Annotated in this window: 22 protein-coding genes; 7 read left to right on the top strand and 15 right to left on the bottom strand. The window is 69.5% G+C overall.

The features are described from left to right. The first annotated feature begins 51 nt into the window (after positions 1-51). Together LX88_RS15055 and LX88_RS15050 are read left to right on the top strand one after the other, a co-directional pair. Positions 52-654, top strand: a complete 603-nt coding sequence (locus LX88_RS15055; RefSeq protein WP_090063849.1) for a TetR/AcrR family transcriptional regulator — start codon at positions 52-54, stop codon at positions 652-654. Positions 655-767: 113 nt separating this feature from the next. Next, positions 768-962, top strand: coding sequence for a PspC domain-containing protein (locus LX88_RS15050; RefSeq protein ID WP_258948389.1), 195 nt, complete (start codon positions 768-770; stop codon positions 960-962). A 64-nt stretch (positions 963-1,026) separates the two neighbouring features. Here the strand turns inward: LX88_RS15050 and LX88_RS15045 are convergent, their stop codons facing one another. From LX88_RS15045 to LX88_RS15035, 3 genes are all read right to left on the bottom strand, one after another. Next, complete coding sequence (locus LX88_RS15045) at positions 1,027-1,191, bottom strand: DUF397 domain-containing protein (RefSeq protein WP_258948388.1); 165 nt, start codon at positions 1,189-1,191, stop codon at positions 1,027-1,029. Between the two features lie 13 nt (positions 1,192-1,204). Further along, complete coding sequence (locus LX88_RS15040) at positions 1,205-2,011, bottom strand: helix-turn-helix domain-containing protein (protein ID WP_258948387.1); 807 nt, start codon at positions 2,009-2,011, stop codon at positions 1,205-1,207. Positions 2,012-2,116: 105 nt separating this feature from the next. Continuing rightward, the gene (locus LX88_RS15035) at positions 2,117-2,896 is read right to left on the bottom strand and encodes a bestrophin-like domain (protein ID WP_258948386.1); all 780 of its coding nucleotides are present in this window, start codon (positions 2,894-2,896) and stop codon (positions 2,117-2,119) included. Between the two features lie 261 nt (positions 2,897-3,157). On the opposite strand from LX88_RS15035, the gene LX88_RS15030 reads away from it, so the two are divergent. The 5 genes from LX88_RS15030 to LX88_RS15010 all read left to right on the top strand — a co-directional run bounded on the left by LX88_RS15030 (position 3,158) and on the right by LX88_RS15010 (position 9,600). Continuing rightward, positions 3,158-5,233: a hypothetical protein gene (locus LX88_RS15030; protein WP_258948385.1), complete on the top strand. Its 2,076-nt coding sequence runs from the start codon at positions 3,158-3,160 to the stop codon at positions 5,231-5,233. 73 nt (positions 5,234-5,306) lie between these two features. After that, positions 5,307-5,861, top strand: coding sequence for an EF-hand domain-containing protein (locus LX88_RS15025; protein WP_258948384.1), 555 nt, complete (start codon positions 5,307-5,309; stop codon positions 5,859-5,861). A gap of 1 nt (position 5,862) precedes the next feature. After that, complete coding sequence (locus tag LX88_RS15020) at positions 5,863-6,579, top strand: GNAT family N-acetyltransferase (protein WP_258948383.1); 717 nt, start codon at positions 5,863-5,865, stop codon at positions 6,577-6,579. A 52-nt stretch (positions 6,580-6,631) separates the two neighbouring features. Further along, entirely contained in the window at positions 6,632-9,028 is a 2,397-nt protein-coding gene (locus tag LX88_RS15015) for an ATP-binding cassette domain-containing protein (protein WP_258948382.1), read from the top strand. A 17-nt stretch (positions 9,029-9,045) separates the two neighbouring features. Next, a complete protein-coding gene (locus tag LX88_RS15010) occupies positions 9,046-9,600 on the top strand; it encodes an EF-hand domain-containing protein (protein WP_258948381.1) in 555 nt (184 codons plus the stop codon). A 424-nt stretch (positions 9,601-10,024) separates the two neighbouring features. Here LX88_RS15010 and LX88_RS15005 read toward each other — a convergent pair whose 3' ends face one another. The 12 genes from LX88_RS15005 to kdd form a co-directional block, all read right to left on the bottom strand. Continuing rightward, positions 10,025-10,453, bottom strand: coding sequence for an SRPBCC family protein (locus LX88_RS15005; RefSeq protein ID WP_258948380.1), 429 nt, complete (start codon positions 10,451-10,453; stop codon positions 10,025-10,027). Between the two features lie 9 nt (positions 10,454-10,462). After that, a complete protein-coding gene (locus LX88_RS15000; protein WP_258948379.1) occupies positions 10,463-11,602 on the bottom strand; it encodes a Glu/Leu/Phe/Val dehydrogenase dimerization domain-containing protein in 1,140 nt (379 codons plus the stop codon). Between the two features lie 25 nt (positions 11,603-11,627). Continuing rightward, positions 11,628-12,653 (bottom strand): transcription termination factor Rho, encoded by a 1,026-nt coding sequence (gene rho / locus LX88_RS14995; RefSeq protein WP_307790325.1) that lies wholly within the window; start codon positions 12,651-12,653, stop codon positions 11,628-11,630. Positions 12,654-12,904: 251 nt separating this feature from the next. Further along, positions 12,905-13,465, bottom strand: a complete 561-nt coding sequence (locus LX88_RS14990) for a DUF4360 domain-containing protein (protein ID WP_258948378.1) — start codon at positions 13,463-13,465, stop codon at positions 12,905-12,907. Positions 13,466-13,475: 10 nt separating this feature from the next. Then, the gene (locus LX88_RS14985; protein ID WP_258948377.1) at positions 13,476-15,512 is read right to left on the bottom strand and encodes an acetate--CoA ligase family protein; all 2,037 of its coding nucleotides are present in this window, start codon (positions 15,510-15,512) and stop codon (positions 13,476-13,478) included. Continuing rightward, on the bottom strand, positions 15,509-16,675 hold the full coding sequence (locus LX88_RS14980) for an acyl-CoA dehydrogenase family protein (RefSeq protein ID WP_258948376.1): 1,167 nt from the start codon (positions 16,673-16,675) through the stop codon (positions 15,509-15,511). Before LX88_RS14980 ends, LX88_RS14985 begins: the two co-directional genes overlap by 4 nt. 267 nt (positions 16,676-16,942) lie before the next feature. Next, entirely contained in the window at positions 16,943-17,314 is a 372-nt protein-coding gene (locus tag LX88_RS14975) for a GntR family transcriptional regulator (RefSeq protein ID WP_090063836.1), read from the bottom strand. A 150-nt stretch (positions 17,315-17,464) separates the two neighbouring features. Beyond that, on the bottom strand, positions 17,465-17,863 hold the full coding sequence (kal, locus tag LX88_RS14970; protein WP_090063835.1) for a 3-aminobutyryl-CoA ammonia lyase: 399 nt from the start codon (positions 17,861-17,863) through the stop codon (positions 17,465-17,467). Then, complete coding sequence (gene kamE / locus LX88_RS44280; protein ID WP_258948375.1) at positions 17,860-18,612, bottom strand: lysine 5,6-aminomutase subunit beta; 753 nt, start codon at positions 18,610-18,612, stop codon at positions 17,860-17,862. The genes kal and kamE overlap by 4 nt, the downstream gene beginning before the upstream one ends. Then, positions 18,605-20,176: a lysine 5,6-aminomutase subunit alpha gene (kamD, locus tag LX88_RS14960; protein WP_258948374.1), complete on the bottom strand. Its 1,572-nt coding sequence runs from the start codon at positions 20,174-20,176 to the stop codon at positions 18,605-18,607. Before kamD ends, kamE begins: the two co-directional genes overlap by 8 nt. A 3-nt stretch (positions 20,177-20,179) precedes the next feature. Continuing rightward, positions 20,180-21,727, bottom strand: coding sequence for an amidohydrolase (locus LX88_RS14955; RefSeq protein ID WP_258948725.1), 1,548 nt, complete (start codon positions 21,725-21,727; stop codon positions 20,180-20,182). Continuing rightward, entirely contained in the window at positions 21,720-22,730 is a 1,011-nt protein-coding gene (kdd, locus tag LX88_RS14950; protein WP_258948373.1) for an L-erythro-3,5-diaminohexanoate dehydrogenase, read from the bottom strand. The genes LX88_RS14955 and kdd overlap by 8 nt, the downstream gene beginning before the upstream one ends. Positions 22,731-22,796: the final 66 nt, after the last annotated feature.

Below are 22,796 nucleotides of genomic sequence, written 5' to 3'. Positions count from 1 at the left end.
GAGCTCCGTTCCCTGTTTCGGTAAGGTTCGGGCTAAATCAGGAGGTGACGGATGCCCCGTCCAAGCGTGGAAGCCGAACGCAAGGCGCAGATCCTCGCGTCCACCTGCAAGGTGATCGCGGCTGAGGGCTTCCGCCATCTCCGGGTGTCCGACGTGGCCAAGGACGCCGGCGTGTCCGGCGGCACGGTCCACTACTACTTCGAGACCAAGCGCGAACTCACCGACGCGGCCTTCGAGCACTGCTTCGAGGTCTCGGTGGCACGCCGCCGCTGGATCCTCGAGTCCGACGAGCCGCCGCTCTCGCGCCTGCGCATGGTGGTCGAGTCGTACCTCCCCGAGGGCGCCGAGACCGTGGAGGCGTGGAAGGTCTGGGTCGAGCTCTGGGTCGAGGCCATCCGCAACCCCGAGCTGCAGGAGCTCAACGAGCGCTTCTACGGCGAGTGGCGGGACATCGTCGCGAGCATCTTCCGCGACGGCCAGGCCTCCGGCGACATCCACCTGTCCGGCGACCCGCTCGAACTGGCGAACATGATGGTCAGCATGCTCGACGGCCTCGCACTCCAGGTGCTCGCGGGCTCGCGGGCCATGACGGTGGACACCATGCGCACCACGTGCCTCAGGTTCGTCGACCAGCTCTCGACCGCCAACGTCTGACAGCCCGCCGCTGTTGCAGTCCGGACCCCTGAGATCGCGTGACCTGCCTCATCCGGGTCGAACCAGGGTTGGTCCCGATGTGGGAAACGCCTGACAGCGGGCATCCTGGGTCTATGACCACGACAGTTGCTTTGAGCAGGCCCAGGACCAACCGGATGATCGCGGGCGTCTGCGCGGGGCTCGCCCAGCGCTGGGGGATGAAGGCGGGCACCGTGCGCTTTCTGTTCCTGCTGTCCTGCCTTCTGCCCGGACCGCAGTTCGTCGTCTACCTCGTTCTCTGGGTGATGCTGCCCGACCGCGGCTACTGATCTGCCGCGGGAACGCCGCCCACCTCTCCGGGTGGGCGGCCGTTTCGTCGAAAGACGAACAGCCTCAGCCGGTGCGCCCGGTGACCAGGCGCAGGAACGCCTCCCACGCGGCCGGCTCGACCGGCAGGTGGGCGGCGGGAGCCTTGGAGTCCCGGATGCCGACGCCGTGCCCGATCTCGACGCAGTCCTGATCGGTCGGGCTGTAGCTGCTCTTCCGCCACTCGGCCATCCGAGTCGCCTCCTCAGGAAACGATGCTGGTGATCAACTCCCTGGATTCTTCCCTACCGAGGGCAACGCGGTCCATCTGCTTCACCACATCCTGGTAGAGGCCGATCGATGCCTTGTCATCGAGAAACAGCGCCGAGTTCAACCCACCTTGATACGCGACCGATTCGTACTTCTCGAACTTCAACAGGGTGAAGTCACCGGTCAGCGCACGCCCTGCAGGCAGTACTCGCAAAGTGATGTACGGCCGCACCAGCATGCGAAGCAACTCGTGAAGCTGCTCAGACATCACGTCAGCGCCACCGACCGATGAGTACAGCACCGGCTCGTAGACGTAGAAGACGAACTTCTTGTGCCCTGCGACGATGCCGCGCCTTTCGATCCGAGCCGCGACCCACTCTGCGATGTCCTCGTCCTTGACGAAGGGGGAGTCCGCGGCAGCGGCGCGTGCGTAAGGCTCGATCTGCAACAGCCCCGGGATGAACAACGAGCTCCAGATCACGATCTCCTTGGCAAGCCGCTCGTGCTGGATCAGCGTCCGGACGTGAGGCGGCAACACCGACTCGTAGAGCTGCAGCCAGCCCTTCTCCCTCGACTCCAGGAAGAGTCCCTTGAGGTACTGGAACTCGTCCGGCTTCACCCCGCACACACCCAGCAGGTAGGTGAACTCCTCCAGCGAGGTGCCGCCTTTGCCGTTGACCAGGTCCGACAACTTGGCGTGCTCCCAGCCGAGCCGTCGCGCCAGCTCGGCTTCCTTCAGGCCGGTGCGGGCGATCATGGCGCGCAGGTTGTCGCCGAACTCGCGACCCAGCACAGTGGACACTCTTTTTGGCATGGCCGAGAAATTAGTCCCGCCCGTCCCTCCTCCTCCATCATTTCGGATCCAAATTGACTCGAAAGAAGCAGGCGTAGAAGGGTTCTACGAATTTCACCGGTTCTCCTCCACGGGTATGCCGGCCAGTTCCTCCGTGAGGCTCGTGAACGCCTCCGGCTCCACCCGGAACCAGCCGTCGAACGGCTGGGTCATCCCCGCGCACAGCACGCAGACGAGCGCCAGCACGGCCGAGATCAGGCTCATCTGCAGGATGTGCCGCTTGCGCGCCGTGAACCCGATCATCATCGGGAACACGATCATCGCGATGGCACCCGCGATCGTCCCGATCAGCATGATCCGGCCGGTGTTGTCCAGGCCACTGGCCGAGTCCAGCCGGTCGCGCCGCAGGTCGGTGATCTCCCGCATCCGTTCCAGCGACCGCTCGCGCGCGCTCTTCACCTCGTCCGGTGACGCGGGCAGCGACAGGATCTCGCTGTGCAGCGAGTTCAGCGCCCCGGTCGTCCTCTCGTCGGACTCCCCCACCGCCAGCTTGGGCCATTCCTGGTCCGCCACCAGTTTCGGGTACTCGGTGAGCAGCGTGCGGATGTGGTCGCGTTGCGGTTGCGGCATCACGGCGGTCTGCCAGTAGACGTCGGCGACCGCGGCGGCCTCCCGCGAGGCGTTGTCCCCGGCGGCGCCGCTCTCCTCCCAGACGATCACCACGTAGAAGGCCAGCGCGACGATGAACAGGCCGCTGATCACCGCGCCGAGGAAGCCGCGCGAGTCCGCGTCCCTGTCGTCGGCCTGCTCGTGGGCACGGGAACGCCCGAACAGGATGCAGGCGATCACCGTGACGACCACCGACACGAGAACGATGACTAGCGCGGTCCACATGGCCTCAATCTCCCCACAGCGGACACCGTTTGACCACCAACACCACGCTTCCCGGCACTCTTCCCCGCCCGACAAGAGCAATGGGCGTTGATCAAGTGCACAGCAAGTCCACTTCGAACGGCCGACGTGAAAGCCTTTGACACGAACAGGAGAACCAGCGACGTCCGTCCCCGACGGAGAGTGACGACGCGATGATCAACGGGCGGTGACAACGCCGTCGAACCGTGCCAACCTGTGCGCCGACCGACCGGAAGGCCTGGCATGCGTGTACCGATCCTCATCGCCGTCGTGCTGCTGGTTCCGCTGCTCACCCCGGGGCCGCCGGTCGCCGCGGCCGAGGTGTGGCGCACCCAGTTCGACGAGGCGGTGTACGGGGACGTCACGGTCGTCGGCAACTCCGTCCTGACCTGCCCGACGCCCGAGCAGGCGGGCCCGCACCCCAAGTACTCCCCGAAGTCCTGTGTGGACGCCCTGAACCGCAAGGGGCACGGGCCGTCCGCGCTGAACAACGGCCACCGCATGTCGTGGACCGACGTCGACGACGACCCGGCGACGTTCACCTCCTCCAGCGCCCAGCTCGCCATCCCGGCCGGCGCGACCGTCGCCTACGCCAAGCTCGGCTGGGCGGGCAGCGCGACCTGCCGCGACGATGTGCCCCCACCCGGCACCCCGCAGGACCCCGTCACGTTCAACGGCACCCGCGTCAGCCCCGGCCGGTTCGTCATCGACGGGCCGGACCTCTCCCACACCGACAACGCCTTCTACAGCGCCGAAGCCGACGTCACGCGGGCGCTGACGAGCGGCACCGTGACGGTCGGCAACGTCTGGGCACCGCAGGGGTTCGACTGCTTCGGCGGCTGGTCGCTGACGGTCGTGTGGAAGTTCCCGCACGCCACCGCGGCAGCACCCGCGAAGCGGCACATCGCGGTGCACGGCGGACACGTCCGGCTCCCCACCGGGAAGCCGGTGCTGCACACCCCGATCGCGCCGACGCACCCCACCGGTGGGGACATCCGCGTGGGCCTGACCGCGTACGAGGGCGACTGGGCCACGGACGGCGACCAGATGCTGATCAACGGCGCCGCGGTCGGCGGGCGCAACGCGTTCGTGTCGTCCGCACAGGGCGCCCCGTACCCCAACAACATGAGCGTCGACGCGCGCACGGTGACCGTCGGCGCGAACGTCCTCAAGCCCGGCACGAAGAGCGCTGAACTGGCCTTCCGGAGAGACGAGGACGCGTTCCTCGTCCAGAGCATCGCGTGGTCGTTCCCGCTCCCCGAGCTCACCCTCACCGTCGACCCGGCCAACCCCGCCGCGCACCCGAAGGACACCGTCGCGCAGACCGCGACGGTCACCAACGCCGGTGACGCGCCCGCAACGGGCGTGACGGTGTGCGGCCAGCAGGTCGGCACGATCGCCCCGCACGCCACGGCGACGCGCACGTGCTCGTCCACGGCGGCCGACGACGACTACCCCACGACGGTCGCGGTGAGCGGCACCAGCCTCGCGGGCGATCCACTCGCGGCGCAGCGGTCGTCGCCCGTGGACGTGCTGCACCCGGCGTTGCGCGCGACCACCGCGACCGAACCGGTGACGGCGCTCCCGGGCCAGGCCGTGAAGTTCACGACGACGGTCACGAACACCGGCGACACCCCGCTCTACGGCCTGGCCGCCCGTGCGGCCGCCGGGTGCGACCCCATGCAGGGTCAGCTCGATCCCGGCGCCACCTCGAAGGTGGACTGCACGGCACCGGCGGGCGACGAGAGCGGCGCGCTGACCGCGACCGTCTCGGCCGCCGACAGGATCGGCGGCAAGGTCGAGGCGTCGGCGTCCGTGCGGGTCCAGGTGATCTACCCGCGGCTGACCATCAGCGCGGTCTGGTCGAAGGACCGCGCACGGGACGGCGAGGTCGTCACCGTCACGGTCACGGTCGGCAACCCGTCCGAGGTGCCGATCGCGAACGTCCAGGTGAACGGCGAGCCCGCCGCGTGCCGCCGGACGTTCCCGGTGCTGGCACCCCGCACCCGCGTCACCTACACCTGCCAGGTCACCGCGCCGATGAACGCCCGGCTGACGGTGTCCGGCGCGGGTGCCGGCGGAGCGATCAGCGCGAGCGCGATCGTCCGGATCGAGTCGGTGAGCGCCCCGCTCCCGCCGGCTCCCGAGCCGCCCGCACCGGCACCGGACGTACCGGCGCCGGACGTACCGGCGCCCCCGCAGCCGGTCGCGCACGTCCAGCAGGTGTCGAAACCCGCGGTCGGCGGTGTGGCGGCGATCATCGGGATGATCGGCATGGTGGTGGTCGCGAGCGCGTTGTCCGGGCTGGGGCGGCGCTGAGACCCCGCGAATTCGGTTTCGCGGTGCGAGGACGGACGTGTTGCTTCAGAGCCGGATGCGGTAGAAGGGTCCTGTGGAGATCACCGCCTTCCTCGACCGCAAGCTCGCCCGCAGGTTCCGGACCTACGACACCGACGGCGACGGGTACGTCGAGCGGGAGGACTTCACCCAGGCGGGCGAGCGGACCACGAAGGCGTTCGGGCTGGCGGCGGACGACCCGAAGGCCGTGCGGTTCCACGACATGCTGATCGGGCTGTGGGAGCACCTGGCGTCGGTCACCGACCTGGACGGCGACGGGCGGATCAGCGTCGAGGAGTACAAGAACGCGTTCGCGAACGGGCTGCTGGAGACGCCGGAGTCGTTCGACGAGGGTTACCTGCCGTTCCTGGACGCGGTGATGGCGGTCGCGGACGAGGACGACGACGGCAAGCTGACGCTCGAAGAGCACGTGAAGTGGACCGGCGCGTTGATGAACCTCTCGGAGCGCGACGCGCGCGGGATCCATGACCTGCTGTCCGACGAGGACGGCCTGCTGTCCACAGAGGCCTTGCTGGCGGCCATCCGGGAGTTCTACTTCTCCGAGGACCCCGCCGAGGCGGGCAACTGGCTGCTGGGGTCGTTGGACTGACGTGCTGCTGAAGACGCTGCAGGAGTGCGCGGCACGGGCCCAGCCCGCCGCGCACGTCGAAGAGGCGGGCGGCTGGTGGCTGCGGCACTCCCCCGGCGACGCCTGGTGGGTGAGCGCGGTGCTGCCGCACGACCGCGAGGACCGGGTCGCCCAGGCCGAGGAGTTCTGCGCCGAACGCGGGGCCGGGGCGCGGTTCCAGATCACGCCGGGCGTGTGCGCGGACGACCTCGACCGGAGGCTGGACGACCGGGGTTACGCACGGGGGCACGACATGTCCCTGCAGATCGCGTCGACCTCCGAGGTGCTGCGCCAGTCCCACTCGGACGCGGGCGAGGTGACGGCGCGGCCGACCGGCGAGTGGCTCGCGGCGTGGCAGGCCGTGACCACGAGGGACGTCAGCGCCGAACGAGACCTGCTCAGCCGCGTCGAGCACCCGTCCGCCTACGCCCACGCCGAGGTGGACGGCCAGGTGGTAGCAGTGGGCCGCGCGGTGACCGAAGAGGGGTGGGCAGGGGTGTTCGGCATGGCGACACTCCCGCACGCACGCGGTCAGGGTGCCGCACGGTCCGTGCTCGCCGCACTGGCCTCCTGGGCAGCCGCGCGCGAGGCGAACCACATGTACCTGCAAATGGAGAAGGCGAACACCACGGCGTTCCGGCTGTACGAGCAGACGGGGTTCCGCGAGGTGTGCACCTACCACTACCGGATTCACGGGTGATCAATCACGAATCAAGAAGGCAGAGCCGAGTGGCGCGAGCTAGCTTTGCGCCATGACCAGGACAGCACCGAGGGCGCATGATGCCGACACCCACGACCTGATCCGCGTGCAGGGCGCGCGGGTCAACAACCTGCGCGACGTCGACGTGGAGATCCCGAAGCGCCGGCTGACGGTCTTCACCGGTGTCTCCGGGTCCGGCAAGAGCTCGCTCGTGTTCGGCACCATCGCCGCGGAGTCGCAGCGGCTGATCAACGAGACCTACAGCGCGTTCATCCAGGGCTTCATGCCGACGCTGCCGCGTCCCGAGGTGTACCTCCTGGAGGGCATCACCACGGCGATCCTGGTCGACCAGCAGCGGATGGGCGCCGACCCGCGCTCGACCGTCGGCACCGCGACCGACGTGAACGCGATGCTGCGCATCCTGTTCAGCCGCCTCGGCACCCCGCACATCGGTGGCCCGCAGGCGTTCTCGTTCAACGTCGCCTCGATCTCCGGCGCGGGCGCCGTGACGATCGAGAAGGGCGGCCAGAAGGTCAAGGAGCGCCGCGAGTTCTCCATCACCGGCGGCATGTGCCCGCGCTGCGAGGGCCGTGGTCAGATCTCCGACATCGACCTGACCGAGGTCTACGACGAGTCGAAGTCGATCATCGAGGGCGCGATCAAGGTGCCCGGCTACAACGTCGACAACCAGTGGACCGTGCAGACGTTCACGCAGTCCGGTTTCATCGACCCGGCCAAGCCGATCCGCAAGTACACCAAGAAGGAACTGCACGACTTCCTGTACCGGGACCCGGTCAAGATCAAGGTCAACGGCATCAACCTGACCTACGAGGGCCTGATCCCGAAGCTGCAGAAGTCCATGCTGTCCAAGGACCGCGAGGCGCTGCAGCCGCACATCCGCGCGTTCGTGGACCGCGCGGCTACGTTCGGCACCTGCCCCGACTGCTCCGGCACGCGCCTGACCGAGGCTGCGCGGTCGTCCAAGATCAAGGGCGTGTCGATCGCGGACCTGTGCGACATGCAGATCACCGACCTGGCGGACTGGATCCGCGGCGTGAAGGACAAGTCCGTCGCGCCACTGGTGGACAAGCTCGCGCACACCCTCGACTCGTTCGTCGAGATCGGTCTCGGGTACCTGTCGCTGAACCGGCCGGCGGGCACGCTGTCCGGCGGTGAGGCGCAGCGAGTCAAGATGATCCGGCACCTCGGGTCCGCGCTGACCGACGTGACGTACGTGTTCGACGAACCGACGATCGGGCTGCACCCGCACGACATCGAGAGGATGAACAACCTGCTGCTCCGCCTGCGGGACAAGGGCAACACCGTCCTCGTCGTCGAGCACAAGCCCGAGACGATCGCGATCGCGGACCACATCGTCGACCTCGGTCCCGGTGCCGGCCGGGGCGGCGGCACGATCTGTTACGAGGGGTCGCTGGAGGGGTTGCGCAAGAGCGACACCGTGACCGGTCGCCACCTCGACGACCGCGCGTCGCTCAAGCCGTCGGTGCGGGAGCGGACCGGGGTCCTGGAGATCCGCGGGGCGTCCACGAACAACCTGCGCGACGTCGACGTCGACGTCCCGCTCGGGGTGCTGACCGTGGTCACGGGAGTGGCGGGCTCGGGCAAGTCGTCGCTGATACACAAGTCACTGCCGCGCGACGCCGGAGCGATCGTGGTCGACCAGACGCCCATCAAGGGCTCGCGCCGGTCCAACCCCGCGACCTACACCGGTCTGCTGGAGCCGATCCGCAAGGCGTTCGCCAAGGCCAACGGCGTGAAGCCCGCGCTGTTCAGCGCGAACTCCGAGGGCGCGTGCCCGAACTGCAACGGCGCCGGCGTGGTGTTCACCGACCTCGGCATCATGGCGACGATCGAGTCCCCCTGCGACGTCTGCGAGGGCAAGCGGTTCGACCAGGCCGTGCTGGAGTTCAAGTTCGGCGGCCGCGACATCTCCGAGGTGCTCGCGATGCCCGTCGCGGAGGCCGTCGAGTTCTTCGGCTCCGGTGATGCCCGCACTCCCGCCGCGCACGCGATCCTGGAACGGCTCAACGACGTCGGCCTCGGCTACCTGTCGATGGGCCAGCCGCTCACGACCCTGTCCGGCGGCGAACGCCAGCGCCTGAAGCTCGCCACGCACATGGCGGACAAGGGCGGCGTCTACGTCCTGGACGAGCCGACGACCGGTCTGCACCTGGCCGACGTCGAACAGCTCCTGGCGCTCCTCGACCGCCTGGTCGAGTCGGGCAAGTCGGTGATCGTGATCGAGCACCACCAGGCCGTGATGGCGCACGCCGACTGGATCATCGACCTGGGCCCCGGCGCCGGTCACGACGGCGGCAAGGTGGTGTTCGAGGGCACCCCGGCCGACCTGGTCGCCGGCCGCACGACGCTGACCGGCGAGCACCTCGCGGACTACGTGGGCGCCCCGGCACGCAAGAAGAAGCGCTGACGGGGTACACAGGGGGCATGAAGATCACGCCGTTCCTCGACCGCAGGCTCAGTCGCAGGTTCGAGACCTACGACAGCGACGGGGACGGGTACGTCGAGCGCGCGGACTTCGACCTGGCCAGCACCCGGCTGACCTCGGCGTTCGGCCTGACCGACGACGACGTGCGGGCGAAGCGGTTCCACGAGCAGTTGCTGGGCGTGTGGGGCCACCTCGCGGCCGTGACGGACACGGACGACGACGAGCGGATCAGCCTGGCCGAGTACCGGACGGCGTTCGTGCGCGGACTGCTGGGGCGCCCCGAGGCGTTCGACGACGTCTACGTGCCCTACCTCGACGCGCTGCTGGCCGTCGCCGACCACGACGGCGACGGCCGGCTCGGCGTCGACGAGCACGTGCGGTGGTCCACGGCGTTGATGCACATGTCCGAGGACGAGGCACGGGCCGTGCACGCGCGGCTCGACCACGACGGTGACGGGCTGATCGGGACCGAGGACCTGCTCGCCGCCTGGCGGGCGTACTACTTCTCGGAGGACGAGGACGGGCCGGGAGCCTGGCTGCTCGGCCCGCTCTGACCACCCACCAGGGGCCACGCCCCAACCCGACTCGCGCCAGTCCTACGCCCTCCACCCCACCCGCCACCGCAGCCGGCACGCGGGGGCCCCGCGTGTCCTCCAACGGTACGTAGGGTCCCCGCGTGCGCTTGGATACTTGAGCCGGGCTCGCTCAAGTCTGGTGTGCGGAGTAGTCCGTCGTTTCGGATGAGACCTCCGGCCAGGCGCCTAGGACGTGCAGATGATCAACGCGCGGACTTCGGCTTTTGCGGACGCCCGTGTGGTAGGCGCACATCGAAGGCACTGCAGCCTAGTTGATCTTTATGAGGGGAGCTTTCATAAACCTGAGGTTGAGTAAAGCTCCCCTCATAAAGATCAACACTCGCGCTCGTACCACACAGCGGTCCGCCAGATCTGGAACATAGGTGTCAATCACCTGCGGGCCCTAGCCCTGGCTCTGCTCGGCGACCTTCTTGATGGAGGCTGCCTCGGTCTCGACGTACCGCCTGGCCCGCGCCTTCGTCATCAGCCAGCCGATCCCCGCGAGCGGGCCGGACACGGTCAGCGCGAGGGTGAGCCGGGTGCCGCCGGGATGCGGCTCGACGACGTGCGAGGCGACGCCGAGGACGCCGGGGGACTTCGACTCCCAGGTGTACGAGGTGCCGTCGGTCAGTTCGGTCACCGTCCATACGGCCTCGGGCAGCTTCGGTTGCCGGAGGCGGGCGCTCGAGCCGACTGCGAACGGTCCTTGGTCGAGGCGTTCGACGGAGTCGACCGTCGGGATGCGTTCAGGCCAGCGCTCGACGTCGACGAGGACCGCCCAGACGCGGTCCGGCGGGGCCGCGATCGTGATGGTGTGCTCCAGGCCTGGCATGCGCCGAGTCTACGACTCCGGAAACCGCAGCTCGATCTCCTTCACGGCGGCGGCCGCGAGGTGCCGTGCCGCTGCTCGCGGTGACGGTTCGCTGATGATCGCGGTGACGAGCCGGCGCATGGTCGTGCCGATCTTCTCGAACGCGGACTCGGCCGTGGGTTCGACGTCGCCGAACAGGGTCCACCACCACCAGGAGTTCGTGGCGGAGTTCGCGACGACGTCCGGGATGACCAGCGCGTCGATCATCGCCTCCGCCTCGGGCGTCACGGGCATGTTCGCCGCTTCGACGACGAGCTTTGCCTTGACCCGTCCCGCGTTGCGGCTATCGATCGCGTAGCTGGTCGCGGCGGGGACGAGGACGTCCGCGTAGACGTCGAGCCAGCTGTCGCCGGGGAGTTCCTGGTCCTGCGGGCGGAGTTTCGTCCTGTCGATGGCGCCGTGCGCGTCGCGGGACAGCAGCAGGGTCTCCACGTCGAGTCCGGCCGGGTTGGCCACGACACCGTGGACGTCCGCGAGCCCGACGATCCTGACTCCCGCCTCGGCGAGGTAGCGGGCGGTGGCGCCGCCCATCGACCCGAAACCCTGCACGAACGCGGTGGGGTCGTGCAGCTGGAGGTGTTCGATGCCGGTCAGCGCGGCCTCGGCCACTCCGTAGCCGCCGGCCAGTTCGTCCAGGCCGACACCGTCGACGGTGACCTGGAACGCGTCCGCGAGGCGTTGCCTGGCCTTCTTCTCGTCGTCGAGCAGCGGGTACACCGCCTGGATCGACGACTGGAGGCCGATCTTCGCGATGGCCTCGTCGATCGTGGACTGCCGCAGCCCGAGGTCCTCCCCCATCGTCCAGAAGCGTTCGATGTAAGGGGACATGGCGTACAGGTAGGTCGTGAGAACGTCCTTCGCCCGCGGGTCGTAGGGGTCGAAGTCGATGCCGCCCTTGGCGCCGCCGAGCGGCACGTAACGCGCGTCCGGGTCGTAGTTGAGGGCTTCCTTGGCCGTCATCCCCTCGGCCAGGCCGCGAACCTCGTCGAGCGTGCAGCCCGCGCGCATGCGCAGACCCCCACTGCTGACCCCGCGCACCAGCCGGTCGATGACGAGGTAACCGCGCGCTTGTGTGGCCGGGTCGGTCCACGTGATCTGGAGGAAGCTCATCGCCGCCAGTCAACCACCTGCGGCGTCACCTCGACATCTGCATGAGGAACTCGGCGTTGCTCCGCGTCTTGCGCAGCCCGTCGACGATCACCTCGATGTCCCGGTCCGCCATCGCCCGGCGCAGCGCGTCCGTGATGACGAGTTCCTGCTGCGACACCAGCAGTTCCGCCTTGCGCGTGCTCGACTGGTGGAGGTCGATCGCGGGGTAGGTCCGCCGCTGCGCCGCCTTGCGGTCGAGCTTCAGCTCGGCGTTGCCGGTGCTCTTGAGCTCCTCGAAGATCGCGGTGTCGGCGAGCGACCCGGTCTCGACGAGCGCGGTGGCGAAGATCGTGAGGCTGCCGCCGTCCTCGATGTTGCGCGCCGAACCGAGGAACTGCTTCGGCGGCGTCAGCGCCCTGGCGTCGATGCCGCCGCTGAGAATGCGCCCGCCGTTGGGCTGCGCGAGGTTGTAGGCACGCCCGAGCCGCGTCAGCGAGTCGAGCAGGATCACCACGTCCTGCCCGTCCTCGACGAGCCGCTTGGCCCGCTCGACCGCGAGCTCGGCGACCCGGATGTGCTCGTTGGGGTGCTCGTCGAAGGTCGACGTGAACATCTCGCCCGGAATCGTGGTGCGCATGTCGGTCACCTCCTCAGGCCGTTCGCCGACGAGCGCGACGATGAGGTGCGCCTCGGGGTGGTTCTTGGCGATCGCGGCCGCGATCTGTTGCAGCACAATGGTCTTGCCTGCCTTGGGCGGCGCGACGATCAGCGCCCGCTGCCCCTTGCCGACCGGCATGACCAGGTCGATCGCCCGGCTGGTCAGCTCGTCCGGGTCGTGCTCCAGCCGCAGCCGTTCGTTGGGGTAGAGCGGAGTCAGGTCCTCGAACCGCGGCCGCTTGTGAGGCGCACGTCCGTTGACCGTGTCGACGCCGACGAGCTTGTCGCCCTCGGCCTCGCCGCTGATCTGGTCGCCACGCCGCAGGTCGTACTGCCTCACGAGACTCTGCGGGACCTGCGGCCCGTCCACGAGAAACGCCTTGTTGTTACGTACGTCGAGTACACCGATGTGCATCGGGTCTGTCCTTTCAGGAGGGTTGTTCGAAACGCGCTTCGTCGACTCCGCGCACGAGGTGCGACGGGAGGAGAGCGCTGCAGATGCCGTTGATCCGACTGCATCTGATGTGTGGGTCCACCGGCGTGAGAAGCCGGGGGTGGTGGCTGCGGCGTTGTGATCGTCCAGCAGCTGTTCGGAGCTTACGTGCGCTCAGTCGCGCACCGCCGGGTACAAACGAACTGTAGCAGAGAACGTCAACAGCGCGCTTGTTATTCCGCGCACTTCTTCCACGAGAGCCGGAACGTCGTGCTCACGCTCGAATCGGTCGAGTCCATCGTCATGAAGCTGCCGCTCCCCTTGCCGGTGAGCTTCAGCTCGGTCTCCACGGTCAACGGCTTGCGGTCCTTGCACGGCCCGTGCGCCACCCCGCTGGGCGTGTCGGTCACCTGCCAGTTGTCACTCATCGGCGCCTGATACGTGTGGCTGCTGTGCCGCGTCGGGAATCCGGGGAACCAGTAGTCGTTGCGCACCACACCGCGAGCCTTGTCGGTCAGGTGCGCGAACCCGCGGTAGTCCGTGGCCGCGATGCCGAACGTGTACCCGGCCGCGTGGTTGATCCGCAGGGCGAGGGTGCAGCTCCGCTTGGCCTCGTTCCCATTGCCCTGCACCAGGAAGTCGCTGTAGGTGACCGTGAACGCCTCGTTGTCCTGCGACATGGCGACGTTCGTCGTGCCGGCCGGGCACCCCGAGCCGCTGACACCGGCGACCTCGATGGTCACCGGGCCGGGCGGCGGCACGAGGAAGGCCAGCAGCGCCACCACAACCAGCATCGAAGCCTCCTCACGTCACTGCAGGAGAACCTATCGGTGCCCGCAATCCGGCAATCGGAGCAGCCGGAAGGTCACGCCGCGCGCTGTCCACCGCCTTCTCCGCAGGGATGATCAACGCGTCCACGGCCAGCACGCCGTCAGGACCCACGCGCACGGGGTTGAGCTCGATCTCGGCGAGGTCCGGCCTGGCCGCGAGCGTCTCGGAGACCTGGGCGATCACCTCGGCCAGCGCCGTCGCGTCGGGTGCCGGGGCACCGCGCCAGCCCGACAGGAGCGGGGCGCACGTGAGGCGTGCCAGCATGTCCCGCGCCGTGGCGGGGGTCACGGGGGCGAGCTCGATCGCGGTGTCCCCGAACAACTCCGCGTGCACGCCGCCCGCGCCGACGAGGACGACCGGGCCGAACGAGTGGTCGCGCTTCGCGCCGATGATCAGTTCGACGGTGTGCTCGCGCGTGTCCATCTCCTCCAGGACGTACGTGCCCGGGCCGAGTCTCGCGCGCATCTCCTCGAACGCCGCCGCGGGGTCGGTCAGGCCGATCCGCACCCCGCCGTGCTCGCTCTTGTGGGGCAGCCAGTCGGCTTTGAGCGCGAACGGGCCCCTCAGGGCGGTGGCGATGACATCGGCGGTGGTCGTGACGGCGTGGGCGTTCGGGAACTCTACGAAGCTCAGCAGTTCGCGGGCCGCGAGGTAACCGGGACGGAAGGGAATGGCGGTCGCGGTGCGTGGCACGACCTCCAGTGAGCTCCTGCCCAGCTTGCTCGCGTGGCCCAGGGAGGCGACGGCACGTTCGATCGTGAGCTGCACGGGAATGCCGCCCGTCCGCAGCACACGTACCGCGGCGGAGTCCTCGCGCATGCTGTGCACGACGACGGTGACACCGGTTTCCCTTGCCAGCGAACAGATCCGGGCGGCCACCGCCACTTCCGCCTCTTCCAGCGACGGCGTGTCCGGTCCGTAGCTGCCGAAGTAGCCCGACAGCACGACCGCGTCGACCTCGCCTCCGCGCGCCAGCACCTCGACCGCCCTGGCGTAGTTCGCCAGGTCCTGTTCGCCCGCCCCGGCGAGGTCGATCGGGTTCCGCGTCGACGCGCCCGCCGGCAGTCCGTCCACAACGGACAGCGCGGGCATGGTCAGGCCCGCCGCCACCGCGAGGTCCGCCGCGATCGCGCCCTGTCCGCCCGAGTCGGAGACGACCCCCACCCTGCCCCCGCGTGGCACCCCGGACGTCAGCACCGCCGCCAGGTCCACCAGAGCCGCGGGTGTCGTCACGCGGATCGCGCCCGCGCGGCGACAGGCCGCGTCCACCACGTCCGAGGGCGATGTCAGGGCGCCGGTGTGCGTGCGGGCGGCTTCCCGGGCCGCGACCGACGTCCCGACGGTCAGCAGCACCACGGGTTTGCCGGCCGCGCGCAGTGCCGACATCGCCGCCACGGTTCCGGGGCCGAAGCTCTCCAGGTAGACCCCCACGACGGTGGTCAGGTCGTGGGACACCAGGTCCAGCAACGCTTCCGTCGCCGTCACGTCCGCCTGGTTGCCCACCGAGACGAACCGCGAGACCCCGGTGCCCGAGGACGCCGCGAGCCCGGCGATCTCCAGCCCGACCTGCCCGCTCTGCGACACCACGCCCAGCGAACCGGCCTGGAACCGGCCCCAGGCGAGGTGCAGCGACGTCGCCGCGTCGAACACGCCCAGGCAGTTCGGCCCGAGCAGCCGCGCGCCGGCGTCACGGATCCGGCGGATGACGCGGTCGTCGATTCCCGAGGTGATGCCGACGAACCCGCGCACGCCGGCCGCCAGCGCCTCGTCCACCACGGCGGGCACGTGTGCCGCGGGCACGGCGAGCACGACCAGTTCGGGGGCCTCGGCGAGTTCGGAGAGCGAGCGCACGGTGGGCTGGCCCAGAACTGCGCCACCACCACGGTTCACCAGGTGCACGGCGCGACGGTCGTGACCGACGAGCGCGCCGCGCGCGAGCCAGTGGCCCCACTTGGCGGGGTCGTCGCTGGCGCCGACGACGGCGACGGACGCGGGATCGGAGAAGATCATCTCTCACCGAGGCCGCGGGAGATGATCAGGCGCTGGATGTCCGAGGTGCCCTCTTCGATCTCCTCGAGCTTCGCGTCGCGCATCCAGCGCTCGACGGGGTGCTCGCGGGAGTACCCGTAGCCCCCCAGCGTCTGCACGGCCGCGTGCGTGCACCACATGGCGTTCTCCGAGCCGGCGAGCTTGGCCATCGCCGCCTCCTGCGTCACCGCGTGCCCCGCGTCGTACAACGTCGCCGCGCGCACGGTCAGCAGGTGCGAGGTGTCGACGCGCGTGGCCATGTCCGCGAGCCGGAACGCCACCGCCTGGTGCTCGATGATCGGCACCCCGAACTGCACGCGCTGCGCCGCGTAGGAGGTGGCGAAGTCCAGCGCGGCACGGGCGAGCCCCGTCGTGGCCGCGCCGATGAGGATGCGCGACGCGTCGAACGTCCGCATCAGCCCGGCGAACCCCTGCCCCTCCTCGCCGAGCCGGTCCTCCACGGGCATGCGCACGTCGTCGAGGAACACCTCGGCGTTGACGATCGCGCGCTGCCCCATCTTCCGGAACGGCGGCCCGACCGTCAGCCCCGGCGCGGAGCGCGGCACGACGAACGCCGTGACACCACGGGACCTCAGCGCCGGGTCCACCGTCGCGAAGATCACGAACATCTCGGCGTACGGGGCGTTGGAGATCCAGGTCTTCTGTCCGTTCAGGACGTACTCGTCCCCCTCGCGCCGCGCCGACGTCCGGATGCCCGCCGCGTCCGACCCGCTGCCGGGTTCGGTCACGGCGACGGCGGTGAGCGGCGGGCACGCGGTCCCCAGCGGACTGAGGAACCGGTCCTGCTGCTCGGGCGTGCCGAGGTGCTCGACCGGTGCGCCGAAGAAGCCGTTGGAGGTGACCAGGTTGCCGATGCCGATGTCGCCGTGGCACAGCTCCTGCTGGACCAGCACCTGCGTCAGCAGGTCGGTGACACCACCGCCGCCGAACTTCTCGGGGAGCATGAACGACGTCAGCCCGAGCGCGGACGCCTTCTCCCACACGTCGAGCGGCGACTCGGTGTCCGCCTCGTCGACGGCGCGCCCCCGCGGCCGGATCTCCCTGGCGGCGAACTCCCTGGCCACCTCGACGAACTGCTCCTGTTCGGCCGTGAGCCGCAGGCCGTCGCGGACGGTCCGCCCCATCGCGCACTCCTAGATTGACTGACGAATCAGTTATTCACGATCCACGGGGCAGCCTAACCGCGCCGGGGCGTGCAAGGAGGGTCGCGAACGGGTGACTACCAGGGCAAACGCACAACGGTGAGTCGGTCCGGCCGACGCAGCGCGAGCCCCGAAGGAGTACTGATCACCTGCATGGAGCAGCCCGGGGTCCGGGGGCGCCCCAACGCAGCGAGAACGTGATCACGGCGGTGGCCAATGTGGAACTTCGCCGTTCCCGAAGCGGCAGTTCTACGACCGCAGGGCCGCGCGCACGATCTCCATGGCCTCCTGGGACGAGAGCCCGAGCTCCGCGGACATCGACGCGTACTGCGCCGCCGCCGCACGCACCCGCTCGCGGTTGCTGTCGCCGTTCGCGCTGACGACCGTGCCGGCACGGCCCCTGGTCTCCACGAGGCCGGCTTCCTCCAGCTCGCGGTAGGCACGGGCGACCGTGTTCACCGCGAGACCCAGGTCTTTCGCCAGGGCACGCACCGTGGGCAGCTTTGCACCCACCGGCAGCTCTCGATTCGAGATGGCGTGCGCGTAATGCACGCGCACCTGCTCATAGGGAGGTGTCTCCCCCTGGTGGTCGATCTTCACCACGCCGCATCCTCCCCGCATGTAGCTACTTCTGTATTGACCAACGGGAGAAGGCGGCGAAGGTTGCGGTCGATTCAGCTCGAATTGGTCTGATGCGGCGCGAACAACGCCTTTGGGCACCTGGCCTGGTCCCTGATGGCGCCGAAGTTCGGGAACGACGCGGGCCTGGGGTTACTCCGCGGCTGTCGGAGCGACGACCGTGCCGCGGGCCCGCGTCACGACGATCGGCTCAGCGAGCAGATCGGCCGCCGACGGACCGCGTTCGGGCGCCGAGCGGCACACGACGCGCGCCTCGAACTCGATCTCGCGCGACCGCTTCCCGATGCGCACCAACGTCGCCGACGCCTCGATGACGTCACCGGCCTGGATCGGCGCGATGAACTCGACGGAGCTGTAACCCGCGAACAACCCCTCGTCGGAGTCCGTGTGGATGAGCAACTCGGTGGCGACGTCACCGAACATGCCGAGCCCGTAGGCGCCGTCGACCAGGTTGCCGCCGTAGTGCGCGTGCGAGTGCGGGACGTACCGGCGGTGAGTCACCACAAAACCCTCGACCAAAGCTCCGCTCACGCGGCGACCCCCTTCTTCTCCTGCATCGCGTGCACCAGGTAGCTCGCGACCTCACCGGGGGTGGTACCCCGGGAGAAAACTCGATCAACCCCCAGCTCGCCCGCCATCAGCGGGTCGAACCGCGGGCCGCCGGCCACCAGCAGTGGCCTCCGGTCCCCCATCGCCTCGCGGAACGCCGCCGACATCTCCTGCGTGTTCAGGATGTGCGCGTCCCGCTGGGTCACGACCTGGGAGATCAGCACCGCGTCGGCCTTCTCGGTGCGGGCGGACCGGACCAGCTCCGGTACCGAGACCTGGGCGCCGAGGTTCACGACCTTCAGCTCCCGGTAGTACTCGAGGCCCTTCTCGCCCGCGAAGCCCTTGATGTTGAGGATCGCGTCGATGCCGACCGTGTGCGCGTCCGTGCCGATGCACCCGCCGACCACGACCAGCTTGCGCCGCAACACCTTCTTGAGCGCCGAGTTGACCTCGGTCGGCGACAGGAGCGGGTACTCGCGCTCGACGACCTTGACCTCGTCGAGGTCCACGAGGTGCTTCACCGACCCGTAGACGACGAAGAACGTGAAGTCGTCGCCGATGGGGTTCGAGTGGACCACCATCGCGGGGTCCATGCCCATCTTGTTCGCGAGCTGCAGCGCCGCGCCGTCCGCCTTGGGGCCGAAGGGGATCGGCAGCGTGAACGACGTCTGGATCATGCCGTCGCCGGTGGTGTCGCCGTAGGGCCGCACGTACCTCTTCGCGTCAGGCACCCTGGGCCTCCAGCATCTCGCTCGCGGGGTTGAAGTACTCGGGCGCCTTCTCGACGACGCCGTCCGCGCCCTTGCCCTTGTGCGCCGGGCGCTTCATCAGGCCGAAGGTGCCGTCCGCGATGGCGTTGAGCAGGCCGTCGTCGACGATGCGCGCCAGCAGGTCGACGGCCTCGCCGAGCACCTGGTGCGCGCGCTTGACGATGAGACCGTCCGGCGCGGGCCGGAAGTCCTCGGCGAGGCTGCCCGCCGCGTTCAGCACGTACCGCACGTTCTTCAGGGCCAGGTCGCGGTCCGACAGGAACGGCGTCACGACGGCCTCGGTCATCATGCCGACGAGCAGGATGGACTGTCCTGTGAGGACACCCGCGAGGTTGAAGAACCCGTCCAGCAGATAGCCGTCGAAGACGTCGCCGGTCATGTGCTTGGTCGGCGGCATCCACTTCAGCGGTGCGTCCGGGAACAGTTCGCGGGCCAGCAACGCGTGCGCGAGCTCGAGCCGGAACGAGTCGGGCACCTTCGGGTTGATCTCGAAGGCGTGACCGAGGCCCAGCAGGTGGTCGGGCAGGCCGGCCTCGTGGGCGAAGTGCTCGTTGAGGAGCTGCGAGACGGTGACGGTGTGCGCGGCGTCCACGGCGTCCGCGGTGGTGAGGTAGTTGTCCTCGCCGGTGTTGATGATGATCCCGGCGCGGGCGTGCACCTGACGCGAGAAGCGCTGGTCGACGAACGTGCGGATCGGGTTGATGTCGCGGAACAGGATGCCGTACATCGAGTCGTTCAGCATCATGTCGAGGCGCTGAAGCCCTGCCAGGACAGCGATCTCCGGCATGCACAGGCCGGACGCGTAGTTGGTCAGCCGCACGTACCGGCCGACCTCCTTCGACACGTCGTCGAGCGCCGCGCGCATGATCCGGAAGTTCTCCTGCGTGGCGTACGTGCCCGCGAACCCGTGGTGCGTGGCGCCTTCCGGGACGTAGTCGAGCAGCGACTGTCCGGTGGAGCGGATCACCGCGATGACGTCGGCACCCGCGCGGGCCGCGTTCTGGGCCTGGACGACGTCCTCGTCGATGTCGCCGGTCGCGACGATCAGGTAGATCCACGGGCGTTGCGCGGGGTCGCCCCACTTGGTGATCAGCTTGTCGCGCTGGGCGCGGTTGCGGTCGACCGCCTTGAGCCCCTTCGACACCGCGGACGTGGACGCCTTGCGCGCCGCCGTCAGGTCCTTGCCGGTGGGGATCCTGAACTGGATCTGGCCCGCCGCCGTGGCCTCGGCGAGCTCGGTGAGGGTGCCGAGGTTGTTCTCGCGCAACGCGTGGAACGCCGGCAGCACGACGCCGTGCTCCAGCCCGCACTGCTCGCGCACCGTGTCGATCACGCGGTTGACCCACGGGACGTCACCGGCGCGGTGCGTGGAGTCCGCGCCGGTGATGCCCGCCAGGCGGAGTGTGGCGCGCTCGACGGCGACGGTGGTGTGCGCCTTCGCGAGGGACACCACCGGTTCCGCCGCCCGCGCGGCGAGCTTGCGCGCGGTGGCGACCACCGAGGGGTCGAGGTCGAGCAACGCCATGAGTCACTTCCTCTCGTAAATCGTCCGGCCGTTCAGGACGGTGCGCACGCAGACCGGCGCCGGGCCGGTGAGGTCGGGCAGTCCGGGCACGCCCGAACGGGGGTCGGTGGACCAGCGCTGCACCCGCGCGTCGCTGCCCGCGACGACCAGGTCCCCGGTCTCCCACACCGCGTACGTCGCGGGCGCGCCGGGCTGCAGGGTGCCGGTCAGGCCGTCGTTCACGCCCGCCGCACGCCAGCCACCACGCGTGTGCGCGGTGAAGGCGGCACGGGGGGAGACGCCGTGGCCGTCGGTCTTGTGGTGGACGGCGGCTTTCACAGCGGCCCACGGGTCGATGGCGGTCACCGGGGTGTCCGAGCCGAAGGCGAGCACGACGCCCGCGGCGGCCAGCCGCGAAAAGGGGTTCAGCCCCACACCGCGCTCGTCACCGAGTCGCTGGACGTACATGCCGGTAGGTCCACCCCACTCCGCGTCGAACAGCGGCTGGACGGAGGCGACGACGCCCCACCCGGCCAGTTTCTCCGCCTGCTCCTTCGTCACCATCTCGACGTGTTCGAGGCGGTGGCGGGCCGACGCGAGCTCGGCGGTGCCAAGTGCCTTCTCCGCGAGGGAGAAGCCCTCGATCACGGCGGCCATCGCGGCGTCGCCGATGACGTGGAACCCCGCCTGGATCCCCAGTTCGGTGCACTTGACCAGGTGGTCGGCGATCTGGCGGCCGTCGAGGTAGAGCGCTCCGGACGTGCCGGCGTCGGCGTAGGGCTCGGTCAGCGCTGCCGTGCGGGAGCCGATCGCGCCGTCGACGAAGTGGTCGCCGGCCAGTCCGCGCACCGGAACGTCCGGCAGGTCGTGGGCACCCCAGTAGGCCACCACCTCGGGGCCTTCGGTGAGTGCGAGCAGTTCGCGCAGGTCGTCCTCGCCGGAGATGTCCGGGCCGGCGCACTCGTGCACGGACGCGATGCCTTTCGACGCCGCGTAGTTCAGGAACGCGAGTTGTGCGGCCTGGCGTTGTTCGGGCGTGATGGCGGCTTTCGCCGTGCCTCGCACGTGGTGGTGTGCGGCGCGCGAGAGAGGGCCGTCGGCGGAGAACCCGTCAGCGGCACGGGCCTCATCGCTGATCAGGTCCGAGGAGACCAGGGCGGAGTGCACGTCGATGCGCGACAGGTACACCGTCTTGCCCCGGGCGGCCTCGTCGATCTCGGCGCGCGTCGGCGGACGGTTCTCCGGCCAGCGCGTCTCGTCCCACCCGTGACCCCACACCAGGGGCCCCTCGGCGGAGCGCACCTGCTCGAGCAGGTCGTCCACAGAGGACGTCTTCGTCAGGTTGAGGCCGGTCAGGAGCAGACCGGCGGACGTGGCGTGCACGTGCGCGTCGACGAACGCGGGCGCGACGAAGGCGCCGTCGAGCTCGACGACCTCGGCGTCCGGGTGCAGCGCGTGCCCGACCGAGTCCTGTCCGATCCACACGACGACACCGTCCGTGACGGCCATCGCCGTCGCATCCGGTGCGTAGATGCGGCCGCCGACCAAAAGTTGCGTACTCACGTCACGCAGTCTGCCGTTGTTCGAACAGGGCCCGCACACCCGCCCGGCTCCGGACCAGGTCCAACGCGAACTGGGCGTGACCAGGCACATACCCGTTGCCGACGATCATCTCCACGTCCGCCGCGAGACCCTCCGCTCCCAAAGCGGCGGCGCTGAACGAGGTCGCCATCGAGAAGAAGATCACGGTGCCGCCGTCCGCGGTCGCCAGGATGGCGCCGTGCTCGCACCCCGGCACGTCCACACACACGACCGTGACGTCGACCTGCTTGCCCACGGCCTCGGCCACGGCGACCGGGTTGCGTGCGTCCGCGATGACGACCTCGTCCGCGAGGCCCGACTCAAGCACCTGCGCGGCCTCACGTTCCGTTGGCACCAACGCGACGAGGCGCGACGCACCGGCCTGACGTGCGGCCGCGAGAGAGAGCGACCCGGACTTGCCGCCACCGCCGAGCACCAGCACGGACCCACCGGGGTGCTTGCGCACGACACGGTCGGTCAGCGCTGGTGCACCGCACACGTCGAGCACGGACAACGCCAGCTCGTTCGGCATGTCGTCCGGCAGCACGGCCGCGATGGACCGCCCGAACAGCACCGCGGTCCCCCGGCACGGCACCTGCTCGTCCTCGCCGTCCCAGTCCTGCAGGCCGTCGTTGATCCGCAGTGGCGTCAGCGTGAGGCTGACCAGCGTCGCGATCCGGTCGCCCGCCTCGAGCCCGAGCGGCGACTCCGGCCCGACTTCGAGCACGGTGCCGAGCAGCATGCCGCCCGAGCCCGTGACCGGGTTCTGCATCTTGCCGCGGTCACCGACGATGTCGAGCACGGCCTGCCGGACCGCCGCGCCGCTCCCGTGCTGCTCCCTGAGCTGCCGGAACGAGGCCGCGTCCAGGTTGAGCCGCTCGACCGCGACGATCACCTCGTCGGGAGCGGGCACGGGCTCCGCGTCGAGCCGCCAGGCCTGCTGCGGCAGAACGCCGGCGGGCTCGATGACGCGGTGCAGTCCGTACGCGCTCACGCGAAAATCCTTCGGTCGACGACGCTGTCTCGAAGATATCTTCACGTGAGGCGTCAAGATTGCGCA

It is taken from the genome of Lentzea californiensis, assembly GCF_024648825.1.
In the GTDB taxonomy this organism is placed as follows: Bacteria; Actinomycetota; Actinomycetes; order Mycobacteriales; family Pseudonocardiaceae; genus Lentzea; species Lentzea californiensis.
Note: the sequence above shows the minus strand (reverse complement) of the source record. Positions and strands in the feature narration are given on the sequence as shown.